Source organism: Microbacterium helvum, from assembly GCF_014779795.1.
Classification (GTDB): domain Bacteria; phylum Actinomycetota; class Actinomycetes; order Actinomycetales; family Microbacteriaceae; genus Microbacterium; species Microbacterium helvum.
Genome location: NZ_JACXZS010000008.1, coordinates 194,246 through 211,798, shown reverse-complemented (window position 1 = coordinate 211,798; position 17,553 = coordinate 194,246). Strand labels below are relative to the sequence as shown.

General features: G+C 69.2%; 15 protein-coding genes. 6 read left to right on the top strand and 9 right to left on the bottom strand.

Annotated elements, in window-relative coordinates; all coding sequences use genetic code 11:
* Window positions 1-113: 113 nt before the first annotated feature.
* Together IF188_RS13520 and IF188_RS13515 are read left to right on the top strand one after the other, a co-directional pair.
* Entirely contained in the window at window positions 114-1,289 is a 1,176-nt protein-coding gene (locus tag IF188_RS13520) for a hypothetical protein (protein WP_191172324.1), read from the top strand.
* The gene (locus IF188_RS13515; RefSeq protein WP_191172323.1) at window positions 1,289-3,190 is read left to right on the top strand and encodes an ATP-binding cassette domain-containing protein; all 1,902 of its coding nucleotides are present in this window, start codon (window positions 1,289-1,291) and stop codon (window positions 3,188-3,190) included. The genes IF188_RS13520 and IF188_RS13515 overlap by 1 nt, the downstream gene beginning before the upstream one ends.
* Before the next feature lie 11 nt (window positions 3,191-3,201).
* Here IF188_RS13515 and IF188_RS13510 read toward each other — a convergent pair whose 3' ends face one another.
* Genes IF188_RS13510 through IF188_RS13490 form a run of 5 tightly spaced genes read right to left on the bottom strand, consistent with a single transcriptional unit; the run spans window position 3,202 to window position 8,559 of the window.
* The gene (locus tag IF188_RS13510; RefSeq protein ID WP_191172322.1) at window positions 3,202-5,682 is read right to left on the bottom strand and encodes an ATP-dependent helicase; all 2,481 of its coding nucleotides are present in this window, start codon (window positions 5,680-5,682) and stop codon (window positions 3,202-3,204) included.
* Between the two features lie 49 nt (window positions 5,683-5,731).
* Window positions 5,732-6,157 (bottom strand): TA system VapC family ribonuclease toxin, encoded by a 426-nt coding sequence (locus IF188_RS13505; protein ID WP_191172321.1) that lies wholly within the window; start codon window positions 6,155-6,157, stop codon window positions 5,732-5,734.
* Window positions 6,154-6,441, bottom strand: coding sequence for a ribbon-helix-helix protein, CopG family (locus IF188_RS13500; protein WP_191172320.1), 288 nt, complete (start codon window positions 6,439-6,441; stop codon window positions 6,154-6,156). Before IF188_RS13500 ends, IF188_RS13505 begins: the two co-directional genes overlap by 4 nt.
* Window positions 6,442-6,494: 53 nt before the next feature.
* Window positions 6,495-7,223 carry a LuxR C-terminal-related transcriptional regulator gene (locus IF188_RS13495; RefSeq protein WP_191172319.1) on the bottom strand — a complete coding sequence of 243 codons (729 nt, stop codon included), beginning with the start codon at window positions 7,221-7,223 and terminating at the stop codon, window positions 6,495-6,497.
* Window positions 7,177-8,559 carry an ATP-binding protein gene (locus IF188_RS13490; protein WP_191172318.1) on the bottom strand — a complete coding sequence of 461 codons (1,383 nt, stop codon included), beginning with the start codon at window positions 8,557-8,559 and terminating at the stop codon, window positions 7,177-7,179. The genes IF188_RS13495 and IF188_RS13490 overlap by 47 nt, the downstream gene beginning before the upstream one ends.
* Window positions 8,560-8,673: 114 nt before the next feature.
* Between IF188_RS13490 and IF188_RS13485 the strand changes: the two genes are divergently transcribed.
* The 3 genes from IF188_RS13485 (at window position 8,674) to IF188_RS13475 (ending at window position 11,573) form a co-directional block, all read left to right on the top strand.
* Window positions 8,674-10,284 (top strand): PspC domain-containing protein, encoded by a 1,611-nt coding sequence (locus tag IF188_RS13485; protein WP_191172317.1) that lies wholly within the window; start codon window positions 8,674-8,676, stop codon window positions 10,282-10,284.
* A 14-nt stretch (window positions 10,285-10,298) separates the two neighbouring features.
* Entirely contained in the window at window positions 10,299-10,991 is a 693-nt protein-coding gene (locus IF188_RS20210) for a hypothetical protein (RefSeq protein ID WP_224751848.1), read from the top strand.
* A 189-nt stretch (window positions 10,992-11,180) separates the two neighbouring features.
* Entirely contained in the window at window positions 11,181-11,573 is a 393-nt protein-coding gene (locus IF188_RS13475) for a YccF domain-containing protein (protein WP_191172316.1), read from the top strand.
* Window positions 11,574-11,766: 193 nt separating this feature from the next.
* Here the strand turns inward: IF188_RS13475 and IF188_RS13470 are convergent, their stop codons facing one another.
* From IF188_RS13470 to IF188_RS13460, 3 genes are all read right to left on the bottom strand, one after another.
* Window positions 11,767-12,288: a hypothetical protein gene (locus tag IF188_RS13470; RefSeq protein ID WP_191172315.1), complete on the bottom strand. Its 522-nt coding sequence runs from the start codon at window positions 12,286-12,288 to the stop codon at window positions 11,767-11,769.
* 133 nt (window positions 12,289-12,421) lie between these two features.
* A complete protein-coding gene (locus IF188_RS13465) occupies window positions 12,422-15,460 on the bottom strand; it encodes a hypothetical protein (protein WP_191172314.1) in 3,039 nt (1,012 codons plus the stop codon).
* 260 nt (window positions 15,461-15,720) lie between these two features.
* A complete protein-coding gene (locus tag IF188_RS13460) occupies window positions 15,721-16,467 on the bottom strand; it encodes an EAL domain-containing protein (RefSeq protein WP_191172313.1) in 747 nt (248 codons plus the stop codon).
* Window positions 16,468-16,644: 177 nt separating this feature from the next.
* Between IF188_RS13460 and IF188_RS13455 the strand changes: the two genes are divergently transcribed.
* On the top strand, window positions 16,645-16,989 hold the full coding sequence (locus tag IF188_RS13455) for a protein-L-isoaspartate carboxylmethyltransferase (RefSeq protein WP_191172312.1): 345 nt from the start codon (window positions 16,645-16,647) through the stop codon (window positions 16,987-16,989).
* Window positions 16,990-16,994: 5 nt separating this feature from the next.
* Here the strand turns inward: IF188_RS13455 and IF188_RS13450 are convergent, their stop codons facing one another.
* A complete protein-coding gene (locus tag IF188_RS13450) occupies window positions 16,995-17,435 on the bottom strand; it encodes a MarR family winged helix-turn-helix transcriptional regulator (protein WP_191172311.1) in 441 nt (146 codons plus the stop codon).
* Between the last annotated feature and the right edge of the window lie 118 nt (window positions 17,436-17,553).

Here is a 17,553-nt window from a genome sequence, read left to right as displayed (position 1 = left end):
TCAACGGGATCATCGAGCTCCACCGTCGCCTCGCCCGCGGCTACCGCAACCGGCACAACTACCGACTCCGCATGCTCCTCGCCGCCGGTGGCCTCACTCCATGACCCCACCGGATGTCCGAAGAGCCCGTTATCGCCGTCGCAACCGCAGCTGCGACAACGCTGCTCATCGGCGGATGGTTCGCCGCCCTGGTCTTCGTGTCTCCGGAACAGGTCGCTGCGGCAGCCAAGGCACCGGTTCAGCCGGCGCTCACGGGAACGATCGAGCGCGGGGACCTCATCGAGACGGTGGCGTTCCCCGCGTCCGTTGATTACGCCAGCGGGCAATCGATCCCGATCGCAGCCATCGCATCCACGGCACGCACTGTCGTCACCGCAGCTCCGGGGACGATCGGCGCGCAGGCAGACATCGGATCAGTGCTGCTTGAGGTGAATGGGCAACCCGTGTTTCTCTTCGAAGCCCCCTTTCCGTTCTATCGAGATCTGAGAGTCGGCGACCACGGGCCGGATGTCGAGTCTCTCCAGCGCGGGCTTGTCGCCGTCGGCCTGCTGAGTGCGGTCGATGGAACGTACGGGCAGCGCACTGCGGTGGCCGTGAGCAGGCTGTACAAGAACGCCGGCTACGTCGCACCCCCTTCACAGGAGCCACCTGCTGCCGCCGTCTCAGAGCAGACGAGTCCCCCGTCTGCGAACACTGCTGGTGCCGCGGGCGCATTCATGCCGCTCTCAGCCCTCGCGGCGGCGACTCGGGTTCCGGTGACCATCCGAAGCTCGCCAGGCGTCGGCGATCTCGTGAGTGACAGCACCAGCGTCGTCGTGGACGCCGGGTCGGCGCAAGTGCGCGTCCAGACTCGTGAGGAGGACGCGCTGCAGAAGGACGCTGTGGTGCACGTCACGATTGACGGCGCGGAATCGTTCGACGGCATCGTCACGTCGCTCGGCGCTCCCCCCCAGGGTGGTACCGCCGACAGCTCAGACGGCTCCGAGACAAACGACATGACCGTGGTGACCGTCATGCGATCCGATGGGACAGGCATACCCGCAGATTATGTCGGACACACAGCCAGCGTCTCGATCGAAAGGCAAGTCCTTGCGCAGGATGCGCTGATCGTACCGCTGTCTGCCGTGCGCACGAACTCCGATGGCGGCGGAGCAATAATGGTGGCCGATCTCGACGGCGCGGGATTTCGTCGAATCGGCGTCACCATCGTCGCAAGCATTGACGGCAGGGTGGCGATCGCGAGCGACGACCCTGCCGTTCATGAGGGCCAGAGCGTGAAGCTCGGATGATGCCGCCGCTGCTGGAGTTGCGAGACGTCTCGCGAACATACGCTGAAGGTTCGGCATCCGAAGTGCGTGCGCTCTGTCACGTCGACCTCGCTATCGACCAGGGTGAATACGTGGCGATCGTCGGTCCCTCCGGCGGCGGCAAGACGACCCTTCTCTCCATACTCGGTATGCTCGACTCTCCTACGACCGGCGACTATGTAGTCAATGGAACACCGACATCATCGCTGGACGAGATCAAGAGAACGCGGATGCGCGCAGGGCTCTTCGGATTCGTGTTCCAGTCGTTTCACCTCTTTGATCGGCGCGAGGTGGCAGACAGCGCCGAGCTCGGGCTGTATTACCAAGGTGCGGACCGTGGCACGAGGGGACGACGATCCATCGCCGCACTTTCTCGGCTGGGATTGGGAGACCGGCAGCACTCGCTCGCCTCTGATCTGTCCGGTGGGCAACGGCAGCGCGTGGCGATCGCCCGGGCCATCGCCACTGAGAATCGGGTCATTCTTGCGGACGAGCCCACGGGGAATCTCGACAGGGAGAGTGGAGCTGCAGTAATGCAGGCCCTTGACGATCTGCACAGCGAGGGCGCAACAGTCGTCGTCGTGACGCACTCCGACGATGTCGCACGTCATGCCCAGCGCGTCGTTCGCATCGCCGACGGCGAAGTCATCGAGGACTCCAAAGGCGGCCTCGGCATGCCCGCAGTGAACGTCGGCGGTCAACAGTTGCCAGGCGTCACTCCGAAGGACATCGGGCGAATCCGAATGACCGACAGGCTCCGGGATGCGATGTCGTCGCTGGGTTCGCGACGAAGCCAGACAGCGGGCCTGATCGTGGCCGTAGCGGTCGCGGTCGCGCTCATCATCGTGTCATTGGGGATCGGTGCATCTGCCCGAGCGCAGGTTTCGGACTCCTTCGATGCGCATGCGAATCGAGAGGTGACGATCAACTGGCAAGAAGGCTCATCGTCCCTCACTGTCGCGGATGCTGTGCGTCGACTCGATCCGCTCGTGGGGATCGAGCACGTGGCGGGGCTTGCCGATCACGGAGAATCAGAGGTGCGCGCCCGTAGCACTGGCGATGCACTCGCGGTCACCCTGCGAGGAGCGACCGACGATGTAGAAGGCGCAACGTCGACCACGATCACCTCAGCGACCAGAAGCACGTCGACGCTCAGCACCGGGCAGGCATTGGTCGGCCGAAGTCTTGCGCGTCAGCTCGAACTTGCGCCGCTCGAGCTCTCCCCCGCGATCGAAGTTGACGGCTCCCGGTACACGGTCGTCGGGATCGTTGAGGACTCCGCCAGGTACCCACTCCTCGCTGGGCAAGTGATACTGTCCGAACCCGACGCGGCGACACACCGATCCGCAGCAACAAACGAGATCGCAATCGTCGCCGAGTCCGGCGCCGCGCCTCAGATCGGGAAGTACGCTGCACTCGCGCTGGATCCGATTCACCCGGACGGATTCGTCGTCACTGTCCCCGTCGATCCCCAGACACTTCGCGTTGAGGTGGAGTCGGGTGTCCAGGTGACCCTGCTCGCCTTCACCGCACTCGCTGTGCTTGTTGCAGCGGTCACACTTGCGAATGCGCTCACGATGTCGGTGCTGGCTCGCACGGGCGAGTTCGGTTTACGTCGTGCTGTCGGAGCACGTCCCCGCCAACTCGCCGGGCTGGTGGCCTTGGAAGCGGCCATCGTGGGACTCGTCGGCGGGACCGGCGGACTGGTTCTCGGCGTGGCTTCCTTGCTCATTTTCACCATCACGCAGCGATGGCTTCCGGTCTTCGACGTGCGATTGGCACCTCTCGCCGTCATCGCCGGACTCTCACTGGCGATGCTCAGCTCGATTATGGGCGCATCGCGCGCGGCGCGCATCAGCCCCGTCGCGGCACTCCGTTCTTGACCTGAGTCAGATCAGAGCTTCTCGATGGGGGCGATCTTGATCAGGAGCTTCTTCGGGCCGGCGGAGTCGAAGCGCACATGGGCAACGCGCTTCGCGCCCTCGCCGGTGACGGCATCCACCCGTCCCTCGCCGAAGTCGTCGTGACGGATGCGGTCGCCGGGCGCCAGCTCTAGGTCGCCGTTGTCGCGCACCTTCGCCGGGATCTTGTTCGCGAAGCGCTCGAGGTTGCCCGACGGCTCGCGGCGAGCGAGCGGCACCAGGTCGTCGCCATAGCGCTTGCTCTGGCCCCCGAAACCGGACCCGGACCCGGAGCCTCGGCGCGCGTTGAGCGCGCGCGACTGCGTGCCGCCTCGCGAGTTGACGTCGCCGGGCGACTGGCGCCAATGCAGCAGCTCCGCGGGGATCTCTTGCAGGAACCGGCTGGGCATCGCGACGGTCACCTCGCCGAACTGGGCGCGGGTCATGGCCAGTGACAGGTACAGGCGCTTGCGGGCGCGTGTGATGCCGACGTAGAAGAGGCGGCGTTCCTCCTGCGGGCCGCCCGGCTCCCCCGCCGAGATGCGGTGCGGGATGAGGTCCTCTTCGACGCCAGTGAGGAACACCGCGTCGTACTCGAGGCCCTTCGCCGTGTGCAGGGTCATGAGCGACACCGAGCCCGACGCGTCTTCGAGGTCGTCCGCGTCCGAGACCAGCGCCACCTCGGTGAGGAAGTCGAGGAGCGTGCCCTCGGGGTTGTTGCGGGCGAACTCTCGGGCGACCGCCACCATCTCGTCGAGGTTCTCGATGCGCGCCTCGTCCTGCGCGTCCTTGCTGGCGCGCAGCGCGTCGTAGTAGCCGGACTTGTTCAGCAGCAGGGTGAGGCCCTCTGCGACGGCCGTCGGCGGGGCGAGCTCGCCCGAAGCGGGCAGCATGAGCTCGGACGCCTCGGCGAGCACCGCGTCGAGGTGCGCGATCGCCGCCTGGATCTTGGGGCCGACGCCGAGTGCCGACGAATTGGCCAGCGCGTCGCGGAACGTGATCTGCTGATCTGCGGCGTAGCGCGAGATCGTCTCGATCGTCACGTCGCCGATGCCACGGCGCGGCTTGTTGATGATGCGGCGCATCGCCATCTCGTCGGCGGGGTTCGCGACGGCCACGAGGTACGCCAGGGCGTCCTTGATCTCGGCACGCTCGTAGAACTTCGTGCCGCCCATGATCTTGTAGGGCAGGGCGGCGCGGATGAAGATCTCTTCCAGCGCACGGGACTGCGAGTTCGTGCGGTAGAACACCGCCATCTGCGAATAGTCGACGCCGGCGCGGCGCAGTGCCTCGATCTCGTCGGCGACGAACTGCGCCTCGTCGTGCTGCGAGTAACCGGTGAAGCCGATGATCTGCTCGCCGTCGCCGACGTCGGTCCACAGCTTCTTGTCTTTGCGGTCGAAGTTGTGGCCGATGACCGCGTTGGCCGCCGACAGGATGTTCTGCGTCGAGCGGTAGTTCTGCTCGAGCAGCACGACCTTGGCGCCGGGGAAGTCCTTCTCGAACTCGCTGATGTTGCGGATGTCCGCACCGCGGAACGCGTAGATCGACTGGTCGGAGTCACCCACGACCGTGAGCGACGCGCCCTCTTCGGCGGCCGGCTCGGGCTCGAAGATCATCATGCCGCCCGAGCCCGCCAGGGGGGCGGCATCCGATCCCGGCGGACGCGTCAGCTCATGGATCAGCGCGTACTGCGCGTGGTTGGTGTCCTGGTACTCGTCGACGAGGATGTGGCGGAACCGGCGGCGATACACATCGGCGACCTGCGGGAACGCGCGGAACAGGAACACCGTCTGCGCGATCAGGTCGTCGAAGTCGAACGCGTTGGCCTTCTGCAGCTCACGCTGGTACGCGGCGAACACCTCGACGAACACACGCTCGGCGGGGTCGCTCATGTTGGCCGAGCGGGCGTAGGACTCGGCATCCGCCAGCTCGTTCTTGAGCTTCGAGATCTTCGACTGCGTCGCCGCCGGGGTCAGCCCGAAGGCGTCGGCCTCGTGCTCTTTGACCAGGCGCTTGATGAGCGCGCGCGAATCGCCCGAGTCATAGATCGTGAAGGACTTGGTGAAGCCGAACTGCTCGGCCTCGCGCCGCAGGATGCGCACGCACGCCGAGTGGAAGGTCGAGATCCACATGCCGCGCGCGGTGTCGCCGACGAGCTGCTCGACGCGCTCGCGCATCTCGCCCGCGGCCTTGTTGGTGAACGTGATCGCGAGGATCTGGCTCGGCCACGCCTCACGGCCGCGCAGCAGGGACGCGATGCGACGCGTCAGCACGCTCGTCTTGCCCGAGCCCGCGCCGGCGACGATCAGCAGCGCCTGCCCGCGGTAGACGACCGCCTCGCGCTGCTGCGGGTTGAGGCCCTCGAGCAGGTCTTCGTCGGGGCGCGGGACGTCGCCCGACGCGAAGGTTCCGTCGAGTACGACAGGACGAAGGGATGCCGCGCCCGGCGCGGCCGCATGGGCATCGGTCATATCGCTCCAAGTCTAGGCGGGGCATCCGACACGGGCCGTCGCGGCGGCGTCACGAGAGCAGCTCCCACCGGAGCCCGGGAAAGCGCGCGAAGTCACGGTCGAATGAGACGAACGTCGCACCGTGCTCGATCGCGATCGCGGCGTGCGCCGCGTCGCTGACGAGGTTGCCTCGCGCATCGCCCTCGCGGCAGAGTTGCGCGAAGATCTCCCAGTGCCTCGGCCCGGGCAGCGCATCGATGACCCCGGGATTGCTGCGCAGCGCCTCCAGATGCCGCAGCGCCGACGCGGGGGTGTCGGGCGTCGACCAGAGACGTCTCTGAGTGAGCAGCCGGACGACGCCGGTCCCGACCGCGTGGGACAGGCCGAGCGTCTCGCCCGATTCCAGTACACCGCGCAACCATCCCCTCGCGACATCGTGAGCAGTGTGATCCAACCGGAAGGCTGCGACCAGCACGTTGACGTCGGGGATCTTCACGCTCTGTCGCCCTGCGACTGACGGATCTGCTGAACAGCGAAGTCGTCCTCATCGAGGAGCTCTTGCACGGCCTCCTTGTCATTGAGATCGACGAGCGCACGGTCGTCGCGAGAACCGCTCGGTGGCGCGAGATAGACATCGACAGGCCCTATCGACGCTTCACGACGCGCGAGTTCGTGCCGGATCGCATCCTCCAGAAAGGAGGTGACCGTGCGGTTGTCTGCGCGCGTTCGCTCTTTGACCTGTCGGTACAGCTCGTCGGGAAGAATCACCGTGGTGCGCATATGTCGAAGCATACGCCAGAGTATGCCGATATGCTCCGACGTTCTCCGGCACCTTAGAGCAGGCGCCGCTCGGAAGCCCACGCGGTCAGCTCGTACCGCGACGACAGCTGCAGCTTGCGCAGCACGGCCGACACATGCGATTCGACGGTCTTCATCGAGATGAACAGCTCGGCGGCCACCTCTTTGTACGCGTAGCCGCGGGCGATGAGCCGCATCACCTCCTGTTCGCGGGCCGACAGCCGGTCGAGCTCGTCGCTGGTGGCGGCAGTCTCGCCCACGGCGGCGCCGAACGCGTCGAGCACGAAGCCGGCCAGCCGCGGCGAGAAGACGGCATCGCCGTCGGCGACGGCGTGCACCGCCCGGCTCACCTCGGCGCCCGACGACCCCTTCGTGATGTAGCCGCGCGCGCCGGCGCGGATGACGCGCACGACGTCCTCCGCGGCGTCCGACACGCTCAGCGCCAGAAAGCGGGTGGTCGGCACGACCGGCGATGCGCCGCGGATCACGGCTTCTCCGCCCGCGGCGTCGGGCGCGGTCCCCACGGTCCCTCCACCCGCCGGAAGGTGCACGTCCAGCAGCACGACGGCGGGGCGGGTCGCCTCGATGACCTCGACGGCCGCGACCGCATCGGCCGCCTCACCCACGACCTCGATCGAGGCGTCGAGGTCGGCGCGCAGGCCGGAGCGGAAGATGGAGTGGTCGTCGACGATCACGACGCGCACGGTCACGGTCGCCTCAGCCACGACGAACCTCCGTCGACGGGGATGCCGGGCCGCCGGCATCCACGAATCTCAGATGCACCTCGGTGCCGCCGCCCGCGCCGCGACGCACGGTCGCGGAGCCCCCGGCCCGGCGCATGCGGCCGATGATGGACTGGCGGATGCCGAGCCGGTCGTCCGGGACTGCGGCCAGGTCGAACCCCGCTCCACGGTCGCGCACGTACACGTCGACGGCGTTCGCGTTGCCCTCGATGTACACCGACACGTCGCCGCCGGCGTGGCGCGCGGCGTTCAGCATCGCCTCGCGCGACGCGGCGGCGACCTCGCCACTCGCGCGCTCGGCGGGCAGCCCCGCCGAGACCACGTCGATGCGCACTGGGTAGTCGAGCTCGAGCGCGGCGGCGTAGTCGCGCAGATCCGTGGGCAGGTCGCTGTCGGCGGGCGCGTCGCCGTCGTACAGCCACGCGCGCAGCTCGCGCTCCTGGGCGCGGGCGAGCCGGGCCACCTCGCTCGAGGCGCCGGCGCGGTTCTGGATCAGCGCGAGCGTCTGCAGCACCGAGTCGTGCAGGTGCGCGGCCATCTCGGCCCGCTGCTCTTCGCGGATGCGCCGCACGCGCTCGCCCGACAGCTCGCGCAGCTTGCCTACGAGCATCGACGAGTACACCAGCACGATGCCGAAGATCGGCACCAGGGCGAACACGAAACCCGCGACGCCGGTCTGCTGCAGCGTCGTCAGCTGCGCGAGCAGCAGCAGCGCGAGCAGCACCGTCACGACGACGCGCACGATGTTCTCATGCCGCGGGCCGCGGGCCGGATCGCGACGGTCGACGAGCGTCGCCCACGCTCCCGCCGCCACCGCCAGCGCCGTCGCGAGGAACATGCTCCCGACCCACGCGGGCACCGAGGCCCACACGACGCCGCCCGCGCTGAAGCCGAAGATCGCGACCACCGTGATCAGCGTCACGATGCTCGCCAGGCTCGTCAGGATCCACGCGACCGGCACGCGCCGCGTGGGCTCGTCGCGCACGCGCGCGATCTCGACGGCATCCACGTCGGCGGGAACCGGCTCGCTCAGCAGCCGCGGGTCGTCCCACGGCAGGAACGCCCACAACCACGCGTACAGCAGCACACCGGCGCCCCACAGCGGGGTCAGCACGATGAACAGCGCCCGCACGAGCCACAGCGGCCAGCCGAGGTGCCGCGCGAGTCCCGCCGACACCCCCGACACCGCGCAGTCCCGCGGCCGGCGCAGCGGCGGGCGGACGGAACGAGTGGATGCCGCGACCGACGTCGCCCGCGCGTCGGGCGGATCCTCGCGCGGCGTGTGCCCAGCCGGGCGTCCGTGCCGCAGGTCCGCAGCGCCGGGCGCGTCGGCGTTCGTCTTCGCGGAAGAGGGCATACCGGCATCCAATCACTCCCGCCGCCGCCGACCCACTCGGGTGCCCGAGGATCAGGGACGGCTCAGGGGTTCACCCCATAGCGGGGGTCTCGCCGCGGCCGCCAGGGTGGAACCATGACCGACACGACCTCCGCTCCCCCCGCCGATCCGGGACCGCCGCCGACCGCCCCGCCGGGGCTGCCGACGGGGTCGGACCGGTTCTTCTCGTGGGTGCAGGGTCTGGGCATCGTCCGCGCCGACGGCTGGCTCGGCGGCGTGTGCGGCGGCATCGCCGCGCGGCTGCGGATCGACCCGCTCATCGTGCGCGGCATCTTCGTGGTGGTGGCGCTGCTCGGGTTCCCGGCGCTGCTCGTCTACGCGATCGCGTGGGCGCTGCTGCCCGACACGGAGGGCCGCATCCACCTGCGCGAGCTGTTCCACGGTCGCTACGACCCCGCCATGACGGGCGTGTTCATCCTCGCGATCGTCGGGTTCGTGCCGGTCATCCCCTGGTTGCGCAACGTGCTGCTGTGGCCGCTGTGGGCGCTCACCGGGTTCGCACCGTGGGCCTGGGACGACGGCTCGGGGGTCTCGGTGCTCGGCGTGCTCGGGTTCCTCCTCGCCCTCGCCGTCATCGGCGGGCTGGTGTACCTCATCGTCCGGTCGGCGCGTGCCGACCGGCCCTCGCGGGCGGATGCGCAGACGGCTTCCGCGCAGCCCGCCTCCACGGTCGCGTCCGATTCGGGTGACGACGCGACCTCTCCTCTCGCCGCAGCAGCGGCGGGCACCGCGGATCCGGCCGGTCGGGCTCCGGCCGGATCCGCGTCGGGAGACGGACCGATGGATGCCGCAAGCTCTGCCGCACCGACAGTCGCGGCCGCTGCACCCGCCCCCTATGGCGACGACGCCGCGGTCGCGGACTGGCGTGCACGTCAGGAGGCCTGGCGGGTGCAGAACGACGCGTGGCGTCGAAGCCAGCAGGACGCGGACCGCGCCGCGCGCGAACAGGCTCGCCGTGAGCGCCACGCCCACGGCGCCGCGTTCGCCCTCGAGGCCGAGGAGCGCCGCCGCATCCGGCGCGCCACCCGCCCCCGCACGAGCTTCGTGTTCGTGCTGACGACGCTCGGCGCCGCGATCGTCGCCGGCGCATTCGCGGTGCTGACCGCACTGGCCTCCGCAGCCAGCGCACCTTTCGCCGGGGCGATCGGGTTCTTCACCGCCGCTCTCGTGACTGCGCTCGCGATGGTCGTGGCGGGCGCGGTCCGCCGGCGGAGCGGGTTCCTCACCGCGGTCACCATCGTGCTGCTGGTGATCGGCGGCACCGTGACGGCGGCCTCGGGGCCCAATCGCTTCACGATTGCCGTCGGAACGCAGATCGGCACCGCCTCGTATGAGCAGCGGATCACGCAGCCGTTCGGGCAGCTGTGGATCTCGGTCCTGCCGCTGTCGGACAATGATGACGTCGAGGCCGGCGGAGTGGTCGTCGCCAAGGGTTTCGGCGGCACCGACATCATGGTCCAGCCCGGCACGGCGCTCGAACTCGATGCGACCCTCGGTGACGGTGTCGTCTTCTACGAGCGGAGCTCATCGACGGGGGTGGTGTCGGGCAGTGTGTCGCCCGACAGCGACGGGACCGTCAGCTGGCGCGTGACGAACGCACGCGACGACAGCACCGCTTTGACGACCCAGCACATCACCCTCGACCAGCGCACTGGTTCGGTGCAGGTCTACATCTTCGAGAATTGAGCGCCGACATGAGCATGAGCAATCTTCAGAATCCGGATGCCGCCCCCGCGCCCCGCGACGCGGTGCCACCAGTCACACAGGCGATCGAGCTCCCGCCTCTCCCCGAGGTCCCTGCTGCGGCAGCCGCGTCGGCTCCGCTGGTCGAGGCTGCGGAGACCGCGCCGGCAGTCGAGCCGAAGGTCGTCACCGCTACGGCCGCCGAGGCACCAGTCCTCGATGACCCGAAGACCGCCGCCGAGACCGAGGTCCTCGCCGACCTGGCCGCCCCAGCCACCGACGAGACTGCGGTGCTCGCCGACCTCGTGCCTCCCGCACCCGCCGCACCGCCTGCTCCGGCCGCGCAGCCGCCCGCGTTCACCGGGTTCACCCCGGCGGCGGATGCACCGACGGCCGCGGCCTCGACCGTCGGTGCTGCCGTGCGGGCGGCATCCACCGTCCCCTCCGGACCACGCGTGCGCTGGGCCGGGATCGTGTGGGGGCTCGTCCTTGCCACGATCGCGGGGCTGGCGCTGTGGCTGCTCACCGACGCCGCGCGCCAGGCGGCGGTGACCCACTGGCTGCTGAACCTGACTCCGGCCGCCGCCGTCGCCTACGCGGTGCTCGTGATCGGCGCCTTTGCGCTGATCGCCGGGCTCGTCGGCCTCGTGCGCCGCGCGCAGCGCGCCGGTGAGCGCCGGCGTGCGGCATCCCCCCTCACTTCCTCCTGACAGGAGGAGATCGGGCGGGCCGGCCCAGACTCCGCGGCGACCAGCCGGCCCTCGCACGTTCAACAGGTCGACCGCGCTTCCACAGGCACCCCAGCGTAGAACCTCCTGCGGAACGCCGGTTGACCTGTTGAACGTCACCGACTGTCAGTCATCAGGCACTTTGCGGCATCCCGTTGAAAGAATCCAGACATGCGCACCATCCTCAACATCATCTGGCTCGTGCTGTCGGGCTTCTGGATGTTCCTCGGGTATCTGCTCGCCGGGGTGCTGCTGTGCATCCCGATCATCACGATCCCGTGGGCGATCGCGTCGTTCCGCGTCGGCGTCTACGCGCTGTGGCCGTTCGGCCGCACGATCGTCGACAAGCCCACGTCGGGCGTCGGCTCGTTCCTCGGCAATGTGATCTGGGTGATCCTCGCCGGCTGGTGGCTTGCGATCGGCCACATCGTGACGGGCATCGCGATGTGCATCACGATCATCGGCATCCCGCTGGGCATCGCGAGCTTCAAGCTGGTGCCGATCTCGCTCATGCCGCTCGGCAAAGACATCGTGCCGATCGACCAGGTGCGCGCCGCCGCCTGACCCCCGCACCGCCGAGATCAGGAGATCTCGCGTGCACAGGACGATCCGCGCCACACCGTCCTGTCTTCGCCAGATCTCCTGATCTGGGGCGGACCACGAGTGCGAGAAACCGTCGCGCCGGGCACCCGGGGTGCGCGGCGCGACGGCGGTGAACAGTGGATGCCGGCGGCAAGGGCCGCCGGCATCCACCGTCCTACTTGGTGAGGACGCTGCAGCCCTCGTCGCCGTCGCCGACGCAGAGGACGAGCGAGTCGGCGTCGACGAGCGCCTCAGGCACTGCGTAGCTCCAGATGTAGGTGTACGACATGTCGGGCTTCATCTCGACATCGACGCTCTGCTGCGGGACGGCGACACCCTCGAAGCTCTCGTCGGCCGTCGAGCGCAGCACCGGGGCGATGTCCGCGCCGGTGACGCCCTCGTCGCTGACCCACTGCGCGACGTTCGCGGTCACCCACTGGGTGCCGGGCTCGGGGTCGCCGAGCGCACCGGCCGCCGCCTCGTCGGGAACGATGCCGCTCCACACCTCGAGCTGCGTGCCGTCCGCGCCCACGCGCTCGCCCACGGCCGCCGGGTCGGTGAGCGACGAGTCGACGATCGTCACGGCCGGCGTGGTCTTCTCGGGCGTCGTCTCAGCCGCGGGCGTGGACGCGCACCCGGCGAGGAGCAGACCGGAGACGGCGAGGACAGACAGGACAGCGGTACTGCGGGCACGCATGACAAACACCTTTTCGAATCGATTCGGGGAGGGGATCCTTCTACGTTACGCCCCCTTTCTTGATCATCTGACCAATTCCGGAGCCGTATCCCCCTCTTCCGGAGGGGACGAGGTGCGAAGGATCCCGTGCGCCTCAGGGACGAGGGGATGCCGCCGACCGCCGCCTGCTCCACGGCACAGCGAGCAGCACGCCGGCGATGAGCAGCACGGCGGCGAACCCGGCAGCGAACCACGGCGTCTCGGACGGGATGTCGAGGTACGTCGTGATGCCGAGGATGCGGGCGAGGCCCCACGGCAGCAGGCCCATCTCGTCGTTCCAGACGGTGAGGGCTGCTTCGAGTCCGATGGCGCCGACCACCACCGACGGCACCAGCAGGCCCGCGCCGACGGCTGCCAGCACGTACCCGGTGCCGCGGCGGGCGCCCACCTGGGCCGAGAGCGCCCAGCCGGCGGCGACGAACACCCACACGAACAGGGCGAACGCGATGGCGATGTAGATGGTGCGCAGCACCGGCTCGGTCCAGAACGCGTACCAGTAGCCGCCCGGTCCGGTGAACGACAGCGCGAACAGGGTGACGATGCAGCGCAGCATCACGACCCCGCCGACCGCGGCGATGACCGGCCACGGTGAGCGCCGTCGCACGAACAGCCGCATCACGAGCGCGAACACGGCCCAGGCGCCGATGACGACCGCGACGTGGGTCCACGACAGGAACGAGGTCTGCACGGCGCGCGTGGCGACCAGCAGCGCCGCCGGGATGATGAGCAGCAGCCAGCGGTCGAGCTCGAGCATGCCGAGCGTCGACTCGCGAGCTCTCCAGGGCCGGGTCGACGCGATCCACGTCGCGCGCGCTGCGGCCGCACCGGGGCGGCGCACCAGGCTGGTGCGGGCGGCGATCATGCCGATGACGACCCAGGCGACCGCGAGCACGAGCAGGCCGCGGGCGAGCCAGGCCATCGTGTCATCGCGCTCGGATCGCTCGATGCCCAGGCGCGCGGCCGTGAGGTTGAGCGCGGGGTGGTCGATGTCGCCGTCGTACGCCTTCAGGTGCGCGGCGGCGAGCTTCTCGAAGGTCGCACGGTCGGCATCCCACGCGGCGCGCGCGTCGGGCGACAGCGTGTCGTGCCACTCCCCCTGGTGCAGGATCAGCGACCGGTACGACGACAGCAGCCGCAGCGTGTCGACCTCGTAGTCCAGCGCCGACACGAAGGCGTCGCGGATCTCGGGCGAACGCCAGGTGGCGGCATCCGTCGACGCGACCGTGTCGCGCATCTCCGCCGCCGTCGACACGGCCGCCTCACCGTCGGCGATGGCGGCGTCGATGCCGCCGTCGGCATCCCGGACGATCGAGTACATGACGTCGAGCACGGCGGAGTCGCCGGTGAGGATGTCCCACTCGAAGATCCACATCATAGGCGGCGGTTCGAGGCCGATCGCGAACACCCGCTGCTGCGCGAACGGCGCGATGTACTGCCCGTGAGCGATGGCGTCGCGGGACTGCTCCATGGCCGAGACGATCGCGTCGACGGTCGCCGGGTCGGTCGAGAACCACTCGCGCGCCCAGTCCTCGGTCACCTGCGTCACGTCGGCTGACGGGTCGCGGGCGAGGGATGCCGCCACCTGCGTGTTCAGCTCGTACAGCTGCCAGAATCCCGCCTTGAGGTACAGCGTCATGGGTCCGGCGCGCCACGGCCCGCCGTCCTGCGTCCACACCCACACGCCCTCGATACGGTCGTTCGCAGCGAGCAGCTGCTGCAGCGCCCACTGGTACTCGCTGCCGAGGTCGTTGGCGAAGGCGCCGAAGTTCTCGAACTCGCGGCGGCTCTGCAGCTCGACGATGCGTCGCTGCGAGCCCTGCTCGAGCGTGTCGTTGAGGGGCAGCCAGGTGTAGAAGTCGCCGAGCGTGTACTTCGTCGACACGATGAGAGCGGGCGAGTCGATGCCGCCGAGCACCGCTTCGTACGAGTCGCTGTCGGTGTGCATGTCGCCGACGGCGCCCACCCCGACCGACCAGGTGCGGAAGATCACTTCGCGATCGGATGCCTCGGCCTGCCCCGTGAAGGCCTCGAGCATCGCGCGCACGGCGTCGACGGTGGTGACCTTGAGGGCGGAGTAGTAGTCCCAGCCGCCCACGTCGTAGACGGGACCCGCCTCGCCGATGCGGATGAGCACGCCGTCGAGCGCGGGCACGGCGTCGTAGAGCTCGTCGAGGCCGGCGGTGTAGACGTCCCACAGTTCGGGGTTCTCGGTGTCGAGCGACCCGAACCGACCCTGGAGGTACTGCTCCAGCGGGCCGGTGAGTGCCAGCATGTCGGTGCGGAGGAAGACCTTCACGCCCAGTTCGTCGGCGCGCTCCCAGAACGGCGCGAACGCCTCGCGCAGTGCGCGCGCCTTCGCACGGTGCTCGTCGCCCTCGGCGTAGACCGGACCGCCGGGCACGTCGTCGAAGGTCACGAACTCCACGAACCCGGGGAACGCCACGGCGTTGAACCCGTTCGCCAGCGAGTGCCGCAAGAAGAGGTCGAAGTCGTCGTATGCCGCGGCGAGCGCGGTCTGGTCGATGTACGGCGCCTCGGTCTCGAACACGTCGGCGAATGCCTTCGACGCGTGCGAGTAGTCGTCGCCGGACTCCCACTCGGCGGGGTTCGGCGTGACGCCGACGGCGCCGAGGTCGGTCATCCGGAGAGGAAGAGCGGATGCCTCGTGCGCGCCGATGAGATCCGTCAGCGGCTTCGCGGCCCGCACCTGCGCGGCCAGGTCGTAGATCGCGCGCGTCGCGCCGGTCTCGGTCGCGGCCGTGACGGTCAGCGCGCTCGCGTCGCCGGCCAGGGCGTACGAGTCGTCGTCCGGCGCATAGCGCGCGTCGTACACCTTCGGGACGGTGAGGGAAGTCGAACCCCGCGTCTCGGGGGCGTCCGCGATCGCATCACGCAGTTCGTCGATGGCGACACCGAAGCCCTCGGTGTCGGGCACGTCGACGGCGGTGATCTCGGGCGGTGCGACGGGTTCGGTCGCCGGCGTGGCGACGGCCGCCGCGGGCTGCATCTGCGGGGCCGGCTCGGTGCGGATGCCGAGCGCATCGCCGACGGCGAGCGCGACCCCCGCTCCGAGCGCGATCAGCACGATGGCGGTGATGACGGCGAGGATGCCTCGCCGTCGCGCCGTCGTCATCCTCTGATCCTAGGTCCGCCGTTCCGGCGACCCCGCCACTTGCCCGAACCCGTTGCACACCTGTTGCCGAGCAGCGACCCATTCCGTCCTGGTCGTTGAGCGGAGCGAGGAACGAGCGAAGACGAAACGCGGCGAGACGCTCTCGCGAACCCGACCCACGCGTGTGTCGCGTGCGTGGCCGGGTCCGATCCGCGGCGAGACGCGTTTCGTCTCGCTTCGCTCGCTCAACGACCAGGAAGGGCCGCTTCGCTCGCTGTTCGTCACGGGAACACGATCTCGGCGTCCGGTTCGCGGATGAGGAAGCCCTGCGCGCGATCGCAGCCCAGCTGGACTGCGATGTCGAGGTGCGTGAGGGTCTCGATGCCCTCCGCCACCACGCGCAGCCCGTCGGCGTGCGCGCGCTCGACCTCGGCGTGCAGAGCTGATCGAGCCCCGGGCTCCACGGCCCGGACCAGGTGCCCCGGGATCTTCACCTCGGTGAGGGGCAGGCGCCGCAGCCGCTCGCGGGTCGGCGTGCCCGAACCGTAGTCGCCGAGCGAGATCTCCACGCCGCGATCGTGCAGCATGCGCAACTGCGGCAGCACCGCCCTTTCGTCGATCGTGACGCTGTCGTGCGAGAGCTCGATCACGAGCGATCCGGGTGCGCACTCCCGCCGTGCGAACTCTGCGGCGACATGACCGGCGAACGACTCGTCGTCGAACTGCACCGGCGACACATTGAGCGTCACCGCCCACGCGCGGCCCATCTCGCGCCATTCGACGAGCGTGTCGAGGCAGTCGCCGAGCATCCGTCTGCCCAGCGCGTGGATCGCTCCCGTGCGCTCTGCGACCTCGATCATGGTGACCGGGTCGACGTCCCCGAGCCGGGGATGCCGCCACCGGCACAGTGCCTCCGCGGCCACGATCGATCCGCTCTCCAACGACACCTGCGGCTGGTAGACGGCGAAGATCTCAGGACCATGGACCGCGGCGGCCAGTTGGTCCGCGAGGGCTTCCGTGCGAGGCATCCCTCAAGTCAGCCCGGATGGATGCCTCCGACGCAAGCCCCGGCGCACGTCGCTGCGATCGGCTACAGTCCTCCCCCGTGCGCGAGTCGCGCGGCGGCGCGGCGGCCATCACGCCTCGAGGACGAGTCTGCGGCCTCCCTATACTTTTGTCGTCGCAGACGATTCAGGAGGATCGCGATGGCGTTTCGGAATCTGGAGACGTTGGAGTCTTGGCTCGCCGAGTACCGGGAGATGGGAAGACCGCTGGCCGGCTCCGCACGCGTGACGGTGCAGGACGGCGACGGTGGTGCGGACACGGGGCTGGTGGTGTTCCGGCTCGACCATGCTTCGACCGCCGTCTTCATCCAGCCCGCCACGCGGGACGCCTCCGGATGGGTCGCGACGATGGAGCCGCGAGAAGAAGCCGTCGTCCTGGACGCCCCCGGTCTGCTCGAGCTGTCGGCCGAGTTGGCAGCCGTATCAGAGCTCTGCGCGTTCCTCGAAGAGAAGTCGCGGACATCTCAGGGCGACACCGTCGCCTGAGCACGTCAGCGCCGCACGCCGACAGTGGTGGCAGTGAGAGACGCCAGCAGAGCTGCGGTGTGTCCGACAAGCGATTGATCGGCCGCCCCGACGGCGACGTCGAAGTCGTCGTCGAACCGGTTCAAAGCAGACCACGGGTCCTCGGCGATGTCGATCGTCGCGGTGATGCGGTTCACCCGGCGGTCGTTCGGATCGACGTCGCGTCGCACGAGCGAACGACCGACAAGCCGGTCGATGAGCGTCGTCACGCCCGCGGAGGTGATCCCGAGGTACTCGCGCAGCGCCGTGGGACGGGTTCCCGGATTGCCGACGACGAAGAGGAGGGCCCGGGCATCGATCTCGCTGATGCCGAGGCTGGCGCGCGCTGTCGCCATCGCAGCATTGCGCGCGTCGAGGTACTGGCGCAGCGCCTGCCCGAGAGTCAGCGCCGGTGCGTGGTTCGCCATCCCGTCATTCTCCCAAGTCACTCGCCAGCAGAATATCTCAGATCGCGAGTATTTAGTAGATTTATCTAAATTGTCTAAATATCGGGGTACAGTGGAGGTTACGCGCCGACGCGGCGCA